Genomic DNA, 13,650 nt, shown 5'->3' on the forward strand with positions numbered 1-13,650 from the left:
ATAATGACTCAACTTGACCAGACCCTACTCCTAGCGTCACTGCGTAAGTCCTGTCCAAAACAGATCGAGCGATCGTAGGGTCGTCAGAACGATACACTCGGCAGAGGATGTCTCTCTAACCGTGAATTATTTTCCAAACCAAAGCAATGGATTGAAATGATCTCCGATTGACGCTGTTCTGATGGTCATCTATCAGCCATTAATCCATTTGCTCGACTACTCGCTGTAAGGTACTGTCAAGACTCGCGATCGTGGGCACCTGTAAGCGAAATACATCCTCAAGGGCAGCACGTAGTTCTGTCACAGTGGTCAGTACACGTCGTTCTGCTCGACCGTCTAGATGATGCGTTGTAAGTTGGTTGTTTCGCAGGGCATAACGACAATCTGCGTCAGGTCTAGCTGCAATTAGTGTGGTAACAAATAGTGAGCTTGGATGAGTTGAGACGTACCAATTACTCACCTCGTAATCGGGTAGCTGTTGCTCTTGCAAATCAAAATGGTAAAGAGATTTCCATTCCTGACCAACGTATACCTGCATGATATACGTGCGGTCAGTCGTGATCAACCGAAACAGTTCGTGGGGAGTACTTTGCTCAACATTCGGTGTAAGAGACAGCGGCGCAGTGAGTGTTGATCCTCCGAATCCAACATCTGCAATGTATTGCTCTCCGTCAATATCTACCCGGAGTAGCATGTGACTGCGAGGTGTGATTGTTCCATCTGGAAGACCCCACAACACTCGCGCCGCCAAACTTGTCACCTGAAAGCCGAGGGCGATTAGAACTGAGCGCAGTAATAGGTTTTGCTCAAAACAATAGCCACCCCGCCTCTCGTAGATAAGCTTTTGCTGTAGAGATTTCACATCTAGCGAAACGGTTTGTTTGAGAAATGAATTGAGGTTCTCAAACGCGATCGTTTGTGCATGGTGTAGATGAATTGCCTGTAATGTCTTGAGTGTAGGAGAACGATTACCCTCGTAGCCAATCCGTTGAAAATAGGCATCAAGGTGTATTGCGTCCGGTGTTTGGTTTGTCATAACGGCATGATCAAAGCGGTTAGTTCTAAGCTCTTTTCTTGAAGTAATGAATAACATTGAACTTAATGTGTGGACTTTGGTCATATGCCAAGCCCCGCGCAGCACAGGGACATACGAACCTAGAGCGTTCAGTCGCACCCTATTCTCAATTCTATCTTGCTCCACGGGGGTCGTTGTTACCAGTATTTCGGTAGGCTTGTCTTCTTCATCCTAGCGATCGCGAGTGATGCTCTCTCTGATGGCACACTTTCGCGAAAGACTCTGTAGTATAGAATATAAATAGACTAATCTCTATTGCTTTCATGAATAAGATTGGCTTTTAATTATAAGCGTTTAGCCGTATGATTTTGATAAGCAGGCTTGCAATAAGCACTCAAACCTTTGTGACAGTTCAATCATCTGAGTAGGTAGCTCTTTTATCCAATAATGAAGAAGAGTGACCTGCCTCCCTTTGGCTAACTCTATCCTCTTAAAGTTCTACAAGTAAACTGCATGGCTCAATTTCTGCTACAAACTGTTTGGCTGATTCCTTGCTACGCTATTGTTGGTGCCATTGTGTCCGTCCTCTGGTCACCTGCCCTAATTCGTCGTACCGGGCCGCGTCCCGCGGGCTATGTCAACCTGTTCATGGCCTTTCTCGCATTTGGTCACAGCCTAGCGGCCTTCCCAATTGCTTGGCAGCATCCAGCTCAACAGATCTCTGTCTCCTGGTTACAGGTAGCAGGGTTAGATTTAACGCTGCCAATTGAAATTTCTACAGTTACCGTTGGTGCAACTTTAGTCGTGACAGGCTTAAATTTGCTGGCGCAGATTTATGCGATCGGGTATCTAGAGATGGACTGGGGCTGGTCGCGATTTTTCGCATTCCTGGCGATCTTTGAAGCTGGAATGTGTAGCCTTGTGTTCTGCGATTCTCTATTCTTCAGTTACATCATTCTAGAAGTTTTGACGCTGGGAACCTACTTGATGGTTGGCACCTGGTTTAATCAATCCTTGGTGGTAACAGGTGCCCGCGATGCCTTTTTGACCAAGCGGGTGGGTGATCTGTTCTTGCTCATGGGGGTGTTGGCAATTTATCCTCTGGCTGGAACCTGGGACTTTAGTGAACTGGCGCAATGGGCACAAAACGCCACTGTTGACCCCGCCATTCGCGAAGCGCTTCCTCCGGGAATTGCCACCTTGGTTGGGTTAGCACTTATAGCAGGCCCAATGGGCAAGTGTGCTCAGTTTCCGCTGCATCTGTGGTTGGATGAGGCAATGGAAGGACCAGTTCCCAGCACCATTTTACGAAACTCGGTGGTGGTAGCGACGGGAGCATGGGTGTTGATTAAGCTACAACCTGTGCTGGCGTTGTCCCCGGTTGTGCTGGCAGTCATGATTACAATTGGGGCACTGACGGCGGTAGGTGGCACGCTGATTGCGATCGCTCAGATTGATGTCAAACGTTCCCTATCCTACTCAGTTAGTGCTTACATGGGTCTGATCTTCATCGCAGTGGGTACGGGGCAAACGGAAGCGGCTTTGTTACTCATCCTCAGTCATGCGCTGGCTCAGGCACTGCTGGTAATGAGTACCGGGTCGATTGTGCTGAACAGCATTACCCAGGATCTAACCCAGTTAGGAGGCTTGTGGAGCCGTCGTCCGATTTCAGGATTGTGCTACTTGGTCGGGGTGGCAGGGTTGATTGGGTTACCGCCATTTGGTGGATTTTGGGCACTGCTCAAGCTGGCAGATGGGCTATGGGCAACCCAACCATGGCTGGTCGCGATTCTGCTGCTGGTGAATGGGCTGACTGGATTCAGCATGATCCGCGAGTTTGGGCTAATTTTTGCAGGTTCACCCCAACCAATGACTCAGCGATCGCCTGAAAACTTCTGGCTCATCACCCTACCGATGATGGTGCTGATGGGGTTGACGCTGCATTTGCCCTTAATTTTGCAGAGTCTTTCACTGTTACCCAGTTGGGCAATGCTCAATAAAGATATGGCGATGCTGCTGTTATGGTCGAGCCTGATTGGAAGCGGAATGGGTGCCGTGGTTTATGTTGGACAAAGCATTCCTAAACCGATTCAACTGCCTTGGCAACGCCTCCAACGCTTTTTTGCCTACGACCTCTACACGCCCCAACTCTACCGCTCCAGTATTGTCTTCTGCGTGGATTGGGCGTCTCGCCTAATCGATTGGTTCGATCGCCAGATTATCGATGGCGCGGTGAATCTAGTCGGCTTAGTTTCCCTCTTTAGCGGAGAAGCTCTCAAATACGGCAACTCTGGGCAGGGACAGTTTTACATGCTCACGATCGTCGTTGGGCTAGCTGCGATCGCTCTCAGTATGAGTTGGTCACTTATCTTGCACTGACTTATCTTGCACTGATTGATGTTCCGATTGATGTTCTGAATCTCGTAGGTATTATTAGGAAAAATTAAAATGCGTTTTGCAAGACGAAATGTATTGAAGTTGGGAGCTGGGGCAGCCGGTGCAGGAGTTCTAGCCGCCGAGCTGCATTCCCAAATCTTGGCTCCTGAGCAAGCCAATGCAATTCCAAACCAAGATTTAAATCCCAATCAAGCCTTGCAACAGTTGATCGAAGGTAACCAGCGCTTTGTCAAAAATAAACGGCAAAATCCGCACCCGACATTAGTCCGCCGCTCAGCAAGTGAGTGGTCAAACGGGCGACCGCTTGGAAAAGACATGCAAAGCCAACATTCAGCTTCAGGTTAATCGGTTAAAAGCATCTCCTGTGCTGGCTCAACGGATTCAGGACAACAAGCTGAAAACTGTCAGTGGATACTACGACTTAGACACCGGAGCCTTAACCCTAGTCTAATTCGCCATATTTCTCCTATTCCCTGCTCCCTATACTCTGTAGAGACTTATATGCTGAGTACATTGATCTGGTTTCCGGTTCTCGGCGCGATCGCGATCGCCGTTCTCCCTCTCCGCCAATTAAAACTGGCTGCACTCACGATCAGTGGCATTGCCCTGTTGTGGACGCTTTGGATTGCCCACCAGTTCAACTTCACTAATCCGTTGCTTCAGTTTCAGGAGTACCTGCCTTGGCTGGAAACATTAGGGTTGAACTATCAATTAGGGGTTGATGGCCTTTCTCTCCCCTTGCTGATGCTCAATAGTTTGCTGACCTGGATTGCTCTCTACAGTAGTGAAGAAGAAATCGAACGTCCTCGATTGTTCTACAGTTTAATTCTTCTGGTCAGCGGTGCGGTGGCTGGGGCATTTCTAGCCCAAAATTTGCTGCTGTTCTTCCTATGCTACGAAGTGGAGTTAGTGCCTTTTTATTTACTGATTTCTATTTGGGGCGGCGAAAAGCGAGACTACGCCGCCATGAAGTTCCTGCTATACACTGCCCTCTCCGGCGCTCTGATTTTAGTGGCCTTTCTAGGCTTAGTTTGGCTGCAGGGGGCTGACAGTTTCGCTTACGATGCGCTGATGGGACAATCTCTCCCTCTGTGGGTACAAACTGTTCTCCTGAGTCTTGTGTTAGTTGGGTTTGGCATCAAGATTCCCCTAGTGCCGCTGCACACCTGGTTGCCCGATACCTATGTAGCGGCGTCCACTCCGGTGGCCATTCTGTTAGGTGGGGTGCTCGCAAAGCTAGGAGCTTATGGCATTTTTCGCTTTGGTTTGGGCCTGTTTCCAGAAGCTTGGGCAACGCTCGCTCCGGGACTGGCAACTTGGGCAACCGTGAGTGTGTTGTACGGTGCAATGGTCGCGATCGCGCAAAAAGACATCAAACGCATGGTCGCCTATAGCTCAATTGGTCACATGGGGTACATCCTGCTTGGTGGCGCTGCCCTGACTGCTCTTAGCTTAGTTGGAGCTGTTACTCAGATGGTGGCGCATGGATTGATTCTGGCAATTTTGTTCCACTTGGTAGGGGTGATAGAAGCAAAAGTCGGAACACGGGATCTAGATGTTCTTAATGGATTAATGAACCCGATTCGGGGACTGCCGATGGTAAGCGCCTTGTTGATCTTGGGCGGAATGGCCAGCGCCGGAATTCCTGGTTTAGTTGGTTTTGTGTCTGAATTTCTGGTGTTTCAGGGCAGCTATTCTGTGTTTCCGTTGCAAACGCTGTTGTGTGTTGTAGGAACAGGTTTAACCGCTGTTTATTTCGTCATTTTGTTGAACCGTACCTGCTTTGGCAAATTGGATAACGCGATCGCTTACTTCCCGAAATTAGAGTGGCGGGAGCGCGTTCCGGCATTGATTCTTGCCCTCACTATTCTCTTTCTGGGGATTCAACCTACTTGGCTTGTGCGTTGGACTGAATCAACCACCACTGCAATCGTGGCAACCGTTCCACCCTTGACTCAGCCGACCATTGCTTCGGTCAATAGACCAGTGAATAGTCCCCAAACCGTAGGCTGGGTGGTGCCCGACAACTCTATTAAATAAGCGATTAAGGTTTGATGGGCAGTGCCGATCAAACAGCAACCTAACCTCTTCAAGCAAACCTACTGATGAGTGATACAACAATGACAACTGCAACCCTTCCCCAGAACCGTATTCCACCTTCAACACACGAATTTGCTGATATTATTCACCGTTTAGAAGCGGGTGGCTCCATGCTTCCTGACACGCCAGAAAATCTCATGCAAATTATTGGGATTTATAAGGCGTATGCTGTCCCGATGGATTTCTATTGGCGGAATTTGCTCTACATCGCGGAGCGGGTGTTTCTCAATCCGCTACCTGCCTTCAAATACTTTCTGCCTCAGGAGTATCTAGACCTGCACAATCATTACGCAGGGGATGATGCAGACATCCGCATTTGGCGGGGAGAAGCCACCGCCCATCCGGAACTCCTGGAATTTATTCAAAAAGGAGAGTTGAAACAGAAATTACCCAAGTTGCTGCATCATCTGTGGCACGATCGCATCAACATGGAATTTGCAGAAGCCTGTCTGCGAGCCATGTTTTGGCATCGGGGCATGGGTGGACAGTTTGATCCATATCTCGACACCGACGAGTACAAAGCGAATGCCGATCGCGCCATTCGAGCGTTCTTCCGGGGGAATCCTGCCATGCTGGGGCTGTACAACCTCTTTCCGGAGATGTTCCTGGAGCAAGTGCGTGAACTGTCCTACTACGCCAATCTTGGTCTGTTCTGGGAAGTCATGGCTCCCGTCTTTTTTGAGATGTCTGACCTATACGACGAGGGAAAAATTTCGACCGTACCAGAGGCAATGAATTTTTTGGTCAACGGCATTTTTGCGATCGCGGGGCGACCCATTTATCACCACGTCTATATCGGGGATGAATGCTACGAAATTATCCCCAAATCGAAAGGCTTTATGTGGCTCTACGAAGCGGCTCTACCCTATGTGGAGGCGGTGTTCTACCGTACCTCTCCGTTTCGTGGCACAAAGTCCTACAACGCCCAAGCAAAACAGATTCCGACCGACCAAAACGAGTTTCACTACGGCATTCTCTACGCTGACGTGTTTCCTGTTGGCTCGGCAGGCATTCCGCCGACATTGCTAATGCAGGATATGCTGCACTTCTTGCCACCTTACCTGTTGGACTACTACAGCCAATACTGCCGAGGCGAAGATGACATGCTGATTCAATTAGGAATTAGCTTCCAACGATCGATGTACAATGTCACCTCTGCGGTGATTCAAGCATTACGCACTGCCCTGCTCTATCCCTTGGATGACACCAACTCCAAGCATTTGATGGCAAATCGACAATTTTTTGAAGGACAACTCGATCGCTTCAAGCGCCCAGAAGCTCGTCTACGAGACATTCAGCAACAAGACTATCGGTAGTTTTGAATTTTGTGTTGATTTCCACACTTCTAACACTGAGGTAAACCCTGAGGTAAATTGAATGGCTGACATTGTTGATATTGCAGTGAATGCAGAGGGTTTCAAAACGCTGGTAACGGCTGTCCAAGTTGCCAATTTGGTCGAAACTCTGAAAGGTTCTGGTCCGTTTACGGTTTTTGCACCGAATGATGATGCCTTTGCTAAACTCCCCCCTGGTACGATTCAAACGCTAGTTCAAAACGTACCTCAACTGGCCCGAATTCTGACATTTCATGTTGTTCCTGGTAAGTGGATGAAAGCGGATTTGGAACAGGTTGATTTCGTAACTTCTATCGAGGGGTCGCCAATTCAAATCAATACCTCAGATGGGTTTGAAGTGAAAAATGCGACGGTGTTGGCAGCAGATATTGCCGCAGACAATGGCGTGATTCACGTTCTCGATCGCGTGATTCTGATGGGCTAAGAATTTTTGAGGACAAACGATTGGGTTCAATCGCACTGGATTAAGGATTGTGTATTAAGGATTGTGTGGCGAAAATTTCAGCGTACGCCACGAATAGTATGAAGAGAGGCGTTTTCGGCCCTTCTTGGCTCTATCAATAGCGTAGTCGAAATTCTTCGCAACACAACCTTAAACTTTGGGTATTCTGCTTATGAAACCCAACTTCACCGTTGCTTCATGACTTCTTCTGTACCAAAATCCGAACCAACTGCAACGGCTCCTTCTCCCAAATGGGTGCAGCCTACATTGCTGCTCGCTCCAGCGGGAATTTGGCTACTCTTGTTACTCGTCGTTCCCACACTGCTGATCTTTGAGCTAAGCCTCGTTCCCAATATCAATCCGGGTGGCATCGTCAATCCGTCAGGACTCGATAACTACCTCCGCATTGTTCAACCAGAGCGGCTAAACGTGATTTGGCGATCGCTGCTGTTTGCCGTCGGAACAACCGTTCTCACCCTCGCATCCGGATTTCCCGTTGCCTACTATTTGGCGCTGATCGCTCCGCAACGCTGGCGAAACCTGTTGCTGCTCGGATTTGTTCTGCCATTGTGGACTTCTTCTCTACTGCGATCATACGCTTGGATTACGATTCTGCGCCCAACGGGAGTACTCAACACGTTTCTCTCTAGCCTTGGGTTGCCGACCCTCGACTTGCTTAATCGCGCTCCAGCCGTCTTGATTGGCATGACCTATAGTTTGTTGCCATACATGGTGCTGATTCTCTACGCTTCACTCGAAAAGCTCGATCGGCGCTTGCTCGAAGCTTCGGCAGATTTGGGCGCAACGCCTCAACAAACCTTTTGGAAAGTGACCGTGCCGCAGTCATTGCCAGGCATTGCGGCGGGAACGCTGCTGGTCTTTATTAACGGACTAGGAGATTTTATCAATCCAGAACTGCTCGGCGGCACCTCTAGCATGACAGCCGCCCGATTGATTTATAACCAGTTTCTCGGTACGACGCAGAATTGGGGCCTTGGGTCAGCGCTCAGTATGATGCTGATTATGGTGGTCAGTCTTGCGATCGCGCTTCTAATCAAATACGGCGATAACCATGCGAAGTCAATCTAAATTCTCCTGGCAAGCGTTATTTACCTTGCTCATGTTCGGCTTTATGTATCTGCCGATCGCGGTGTTGAGCTTTTACAGCTTCAATCAGGCCCCGAATAGCGCTGCATGGACAGGATTCACCTTCTCTTGGTACAGCCAATTCTTACAAGACAGCCGAATTCTCTCGGCGCTGATGGATAGCCTCGCGGTGTCAATCAGTGCAGTCGCACTCTCGGCGGTCATTGGCACTCTGATGGCGATCGGGTTAGCGCGGTATCAATTTCTTGGCAAAGGACTGTATCAAGGCATGGCTTATCTGCCGTTGATTATTCCCGACATTGCGATCGCGGTGGCGACGCTGGTGTTTCTTGCGACGATCGCGGTTCCGCTCAGCTTGTGGACAGTCATTGCGGCTCATGTCGTCTTTTGCCTATCCTACGTGGCGCTTTCGGTGTCAACGCGATTGGTCGATCTCAATCCTCATCTAGAAGAAGCTGCTCTGGATCTGGGCGCTACGCCGCTTCAAGCTTTGGTGATGGTGCTACTGCCTCAACTGATGCCTGCCATTATTTCGGGATGCCTGCTGGCATTTGTGCTGAGCATGGATGACTTTCTGATTGTCAAATTTACTGCAGGCGGCGGCGTCACAACACTGCCAATGGAGATTTTTAGCCGGATTCGCGTTAGTGTGAAACCAGATATGAATGCGTTGAGCGTCTTTCTCATGGTGACATCTGGTTTCGTCGCGATCGTCGCAGAACTAATGCGGCAGCGCACCCATAAAAAACGCTTTCAGTAAGATGCACAATAGAGGATGAGTTCTTTTACAACACCTCATGGTTTTAACGACTCCTCATTTTGTCTCAACCCATCCGGGAGATCATTTTGCGATCGCGTTTGCGCCTCTATCCTTTGACGAGGTGTATCGATTGGCGGATGACCCGGCAAATGGCGCGATCGTTGTCATGAGCGGCATGGTTCGTGACAACACCGACGGAAATTCGGTAATCGCTTTGGAATATCAAGCGTATGAACCGATGGCGATTGAGGTGTTTCGTCAGATTGCCGCCCAGATTCGTAACACCTGGAGTGATGTCACTCATGTTGTGATTCATCACCGAACGGGGCGGTTAGAAGTTGGTGAAATTAGCGTGTTAGTTGCGGTGGGATCTCCCCATCGATCGGAGGCATTTGAAGCGTGTCGATATGCGATCGACACCTTGAAACACAATGCTCCAATCTGGAAAAAAGAACATTGGGCAGATGGCTCTAGCAGTTGGGTGAGCATTGGTGCCTGTGAGCAACCAGGAGAGAATTGCTAAAATTGTGGATCGCGATTGCCTCTAAACATCAGGGCACGAAATCAATAACCGCTAATTTCTGAATCATTTGTAGCTGTTTATCGGCAGTGACTAAATTAGCATTGGATTGAATCGCTGTAGCAGCAATAATGACATCAGGTAATGGGAGACGATACTTCTGTCGCAGTTGAATCACCAGTTCTATCAGGTCAGCTTGATCGGGGTTTAACCCAATTACCTCAACCCGCTCAAGAAACTGGTTAAATACCTGACAATCGCCTTCGGTCAAACCCGAAAATGATAAAAACTCAAGCTGACTGATGATTGAAACACCAATCCATTCACTGGTTTGAAGCTGTTGAAGTACCTGCTGATTGCCTTGAAGCAAGGCAATAATCGCATTCGTATCAAGCAGGTATCGATTACCATTCATCTCTTAATGTCCGCTGTGTGGCGATCGCATCTCCCCGCCATTGCAATGTTCCTGCTAAATCCGAAAAGTCATACTTATGGGATGCAGTAGGTGTGGATGAAGCGGGATTGATCACCAAAACTAACTCAACCTCACCGGGTGGTAATTGCGTTGGCACATCGAGCCGAAGATGCCCGTTGGCGTCAATCTGACCGATCAAAGTGAGAGTTTGCATCATCTATATTTCCAGAGTCACCATCGATCTGCTGAAGCAGATATATCGAAGCGATCGCATCCATTCTGCCTTTATTCTATGCCTTCACCTGATTTCAGCGTTGATATCCCGCTTCAATAAATCCATCCACTCTGCAGCAACTCGGCAACGCTGACGCCCATCGCCACCGATCCTCGTGGAGTATGAGGAGCCTCACCATCAAAGGCTTCTGAAATAGCATTGAGACAGCCTTCATTCTCAAAATGAGCCATTAACGGCTGCAAATCAAACCCCAAAGGTAGATCCGAGCAGAAGCGAGACCACGCTCGAAAGAAAGAGCCTAGAAGCCAACTCCAAACGGCTCCTTGATGGGCAGACTTTGGCGTGCCATCGTAACAACCGATGTAATCTGGATGAGCAGGATCAAGCGATCGCAGCCCATAAGGGGTAAGCAATCGATCGCGAGCAACCTGCAACACTCGCCGCGAGTATTGCGGCGAAAAGGCACAATGCCGCAGCGAAACCGCCAACACCGCATTGGGTCGAATTGCTGGATCGCAGCGATCGTCTGGCTCAATGCCATCAAATAGATAGCCACAGTCTGCATTCCAAAATCGTTGAAGCGACTCCTTAACCTGCTCGGCTTGCTGACCATAGCGACGGGCTTGGTTAGCTAAGGCAAGATTATCTTGCTCTTGCTGGCTCAACCGCTCTGCCCACTCCCTCGCCCAACATAACGACGAATACCACAATGCATTGACCTCAATGGGTTTGCCGCATCGCGGGGTAACAGGCTGATGATCGATCATCGCATCCATCCAGGTCAGCGCAGTCGTGTAGGTTCCCAGTTCCCCCTGGGAGTAATTGCTCCATGTCAACAACCCATCTGAGGCATCTACACGGATGTTGTGCAGCGTTCCAACTGTAAAGGACTTATAGATCTGATTCACCACTGGGTACTGCTGCACCAGAAAATCCCAATCCTGACTCGCTTCGAGATATAACCCCAGAGTTTCAATCCACCAAAGCGATGTATCGATACTGCTATAAATTGGTTTACCGTCAATTTCTGCAAATCCATTCGGAATCAACCCTTGATAGCAATAGTTACTCAACATTGTGAGAATACTGCGGGCGAGAGAAAAACGGCGAGAGGTGAACGTCATACCAGGAAGGGCGATCAGCATGTAGCGTCCGCGATTCGCGCAAGGTGCAACGCCGCAAGAACCGTGTCTGCTCGGATAAGCCTCAAGCAGCGTAGGACTCGCCGCGACGGCACGAAAGGCTAAGAAGCGATCGCTCGCTTGCAGCAGCTTTTGGTGAAAAGAAGCCCCCTCTCCCAGGCTTGACAGTGAAAATTGTTCCTGCAACCGGGCTTGCTCCATTTGAAGTGCCTGATCAAACATGTCACAATTTAAGCGGGGCACGCCTGCTTCAGCCCAACCAACTTTGGCTTCTAGCGTTATCGTTTCTCCTGGCTGTAGCTGCACCGTCAAATATCCCGGACTGTAGAGATCTTCAGAACTCCCACCCTTTCTTGAAGATTGATGGAGCCAATCCGGTGCTGCTTTAGAGTAGTCAAAATTCCAGTACCATGTTCCGTCAGTGCAATAGTGTCCCCGACTCCAACGCACTGACCAAGGCGTTCCGGCATATCCGCCTGGTTGAGCTTGTAGCCGTACCTCTTGATCTCCCACAACCTGCGACACCTGCATCTTTGAAGCCGCTTGGTGTAACTGGTTTAAACCGCGATCGCCGATCACAAGCCGCAATCGGAGCGTTGCAGCAGAGTTGCCGCTGTAGCTGTATCGAATCAGGAGGCGGTGATCTAACTGGGGCACGGATGAACCGTTATCGGTTAGGCCGTAGGGCATGAGGAGTTGGCGACTCAGCGACCAAGCGTTTGTTTGCCACTGCCAGATTGGAGTTGGAGCAAGCGTAAAGGAGTTTAGAAACTGGTATCCTTTAGGCGAAACGTTCCCATCGCGCCACACATTCGTTCCGAGTGGATAGACAGATCCGGCAATTTCTAAGCTGGCGTCTAAGTGGGATAGCAGCAGGGTGCAACGATTGGGCGGGTCGAGGGCAGCGACTAACCAGCCTTGGGCGCTCCGCGTTCGGGCATCGCAGAGGGTTCCACTGGCAAAGCTGCCGAGTCCATTGGTGAGGAGCCACTCGCGAGTGTTTAGAGAGGATGTAAGGTCGGTAGAAGAATCGGGGTTGAGTAGAAAAGACAAAGGTAGATGCCAAAACCGTTTTGTCCACTAGCTATACCGTGTTTTTGGCTCTCAGTCTCTATTCTCATAGTTTCTTCATCCCCTATCCCTATTTTCATGTCAAAATCGTTATGACTATGATATAGTCGTAACAGTTCGTTAAATATCGAATTACGGCGATAAACTGAGATGTGCATAGTGGCGTGTTTGACTGCTGTGCCTACGCAACCGTAGATGCATTGTTAAGGAGAACGTTTTTCATGACTCAAGAAGGATGTTTGCGTGTCGGTCAGGCTGCCCCCGACTTTACTGCAACCGCTGTGGTTGACCAAGAATTTAAAACAATCAAATTATCTGACTATCGCGGCAAATACACAGTTCTATTCTTCTACCCGTTGGATTTTACGTTTGTTTGTCCGACTGAGATCATTGCCTTTAGCGATCGCTACGACGCATTTAAGTCTCTCAATACAGAAGTGTTGGGTGTTTCGGTCGATAGCGAATTTTCTCACCTCGCCTGGATTCAGACCGATCGTAAAGCAGGCGGTATTGGTGATATTGTCTACCCGCTTGTTTCAGATATCAAGAAAGAGATCAGCACTGCTTACAATGTGCTTGATCCGGATGCTGGAGTTGCTTTGCGTGGCTTATTCATCATCGACAAAGATGGCGTGATTCAACACTCGACGATTAACAATCTTTCGTTTGGTCGCAGTGTAGATGAAACGCTTCGCACTCTGCAAGCAATTCAGCACGTTCAATCTCACCCGGATGAAGTCTGTCCCGCAGGCTGGCAGCCTGGTGATCAGACGATGAATCCTGATCCGGTGAAGTCGAAAGAATTTTTTGCGGCAGTTTAGCGAAAGGAGTGGGTACAAGATACGAGGAAGAAATTTCTAAATATCTTGTCCCTTTCGTCTCTTATCAAAAATAGTTCTAGTTCTCAGGCCCAGTGCGGCTTGGGAACTTGTTTTTTAGGGAGGTAAACTGAGCCTATCTTTCCTCTGTACGAAGAGATGCGTGACCTGAGTGAAATCCCGATCTTGCTCCAAAAGCATTATGGAAAATTAATGCGTCGGTAGTCCTACAGAAGTAATGATTTGTTATAGGCGTGAACAAAGTACCAGATT

14 protein-coding genes are annotated in these 13,650 nt (G+C 49.0%); 10 read left to right on the forward strand and 4 right to left on the reverse strand.

Features of this window, described 5'->3' with window-relative positions:
- Positions 1-199 precede the first annotated feature (199 nt).
- A complete protein-coding gene (locus AC5I6P_RS19725) occupies positions 200-1,036 on the reverse strand; it encodes an arylamine N-acetyltransferase family protein (protein WP_495695490.1) in 837 nt (278 codons plus the stop codon).
- Between the two features lie 492 nt (positions 1,037-1,528).
- Between AC5I6P_RS19725 and AC5I6P_RS19730 the strand changes: the two genes are divergently transcribed.
- The 9 genes from AC5I6P_RS19730 to AC5I6P_RS19770 all read left to right on the forward strand — a co-directional run bounded on the left by AC5I6P_RS19730 (position 1,529) and on the right by AC5I6P_RS19770 (position 9,699).
- Positions 1,529-3,394 (forward strand): NAD(P)H-quinone oxidoreductase subunit F, encoded by a 1,866-nt coding sequence (locus tag AC5I6P_RS19730; RefSeq protein ID WP_495695491.1) that lies wholly within the window; start codon positions 1,529-1,531, stop codon positions 3,392-3,394.
- Between the two features lie 69 nt (positions 3,395-3,463).
- Complete coding sequence (locus AC5I6P_RS19735; RefSeq protein WP_495695503.1) at positions 3,464-3,757, forward strand: twin-arginine translocation signal domain-containing protein; 294 nt, start codon at positions 3,464-3,466, stop codon at positions 3,755-3,757.
- Positions 3,693-3,863 (forward strand): carbonic anhydrase, encoded by a 171-nt coding sequence (locus AC5I6P_RS19740; protein WP_495695492.1) that lies wholly within the window; start codon positions 3,693-3,695, stop codon positions 3,861-3,863. Before AC5I6P_RS19735 ends, AC5I6P_RS19740 begins: the two co-directional genes overlap by 65 nt.
- Before the next feature lie 50 nt (positions 3,864-3,913).
- Positions 3,914-5,452, forward strand: coding sequence for an NADH-quinone oxidoreductase subunit M (locus tag AC5I6P_RS19745; protein ID WP_495695493.1), 1,539 nt, complete (start codon positions 3,914-3,916; stop codon positions 5,450-5,452).
- 80 nt (positions 5,453-5,532) lie between these two features.
- A complete protein-coding gene (locus AC5I6P_RS19750; protein WP_495695494.1) occupies positions 5,533-6,828 on the forward strand; it encodes a CO2 hydration protein in 1,296 nt (431 codons plus the stop codon).
- A gap of 61 nt (positions 6,829-6,889) precedes the next feature.
- A complete protein-coding gene (locus tag AC5I6P_RS19755; protein ID WP_495695495.1) occupies positions 6,890-7,291 on the forward strand; it encodes a fasciclin domain-containing protein in 402 nt (133 codons plus the stop codon).
- Between the two features lie 216 nt (positions 7,292-7,507).
- Positions 7,508-8,398: an ABC transporter permease gene (locus AC5I6P_RS19760; protein ID WP_495695496.1), complete on the forward strand. Its 891-nt coding sequence runs from the start codon at positions 7,508-7,510 to the stop codon at positions 8,396-8,398.
- Entirely contained in the window at positions 8,382-9,176 is a 795-nt protein-coding gene (locus AC5I6P_RS19765) for an ABC transporter permease (RefSeq protein ID WP_495695497.1), read from the forward strand. The genes AC5I6P_RS19760 and AC5I6P_RS19765 overlap by 17 nt, the downstream gene beginning before the upstream one ends.
- Positions 9,177-9,213: 37 nt before the next feature.
- Positions 9,214-9,699 (forward strand): molybdenum cofactor biosynthesis protein MoaE, encoded by a 486-nt coding sequence (locus tag AC5I6P_RS19770; RefSeq protein WP_495695498.1) that lies wholly within the window; start codon positions 9,214-9,216, stop codon positions 9,697-9,699.
- Between the two features lie 28 nt (positions 9,700-9,727).
- Here the strand turns inward: AC5I6P_RS19770 and AC5I6P_RS19775 are convergent, their stop codons facing one another.
- The 3 genes from AC5I6P_RS19775 to AC5I6P_RS19785 form a co-directional block, all read right to left on the reverse strand.
- Positions 9,728-10,111 (reverse strand): type II toxin-antitoxin system VapC family toxin, encoded by a 384-nt coding sequence (locus tag AC5I6P_RS19775; RefSeq protein ID WP_495695499.1) that lies wholly within the window; start codon positions 10,109-10,111, stop codon positions 9,728-9,730.
- Entirely contained in the window at positions 10,101-10,328 is a 228-nt protein-coding gene (locus tag AC5I6P_RS19780) for a hypothetical protein (RefSeq protein ID WP_495695500.1), read from the reverse strand. The genes AC5I6P_RS19775 and AC5I6P_RS19780 overlap by 11 nt, the downstream gene beginning before the upstream one ends.
- Before the next feature lie 110 nt (positions 10,329-10,438).
- Positions 10,439-12,541 carry an amylo-alpha-1,6-glucosidase gene (locus tag AC5I6P_RS19785; protein ID WP_495695501.1) on the reverse strand — a complete coding sequence of 701 codons (2,103 nt, stop codon included), beginning with the start codon at positions 12,539-12,541 and terminating at the stop codon, positions 10,439-10,441.
- A 239-nt stretch (positions 12,542-12,780) separates the two neighbouring features.
- On the opposite strand from AC5I6P_RS19785, the gene AC5I6P_RS19790 reads away from it, so the two are divergent.
- Positions 12,781-13,380, forward strand: coding sequence for a peroxiredoxin (locus tag AC5I6P_RS19790; protein WP_495695502.1), 600 nt, complete (start codon positions 12,781-12,783; stop codon positions 13,378-13,380).
- The last annotated feature ends 270 nt before the right edge of the window (positions 13,381-13,650 follow it).

The organism is Myxacorys sp., from assembly GCF_059501405.1.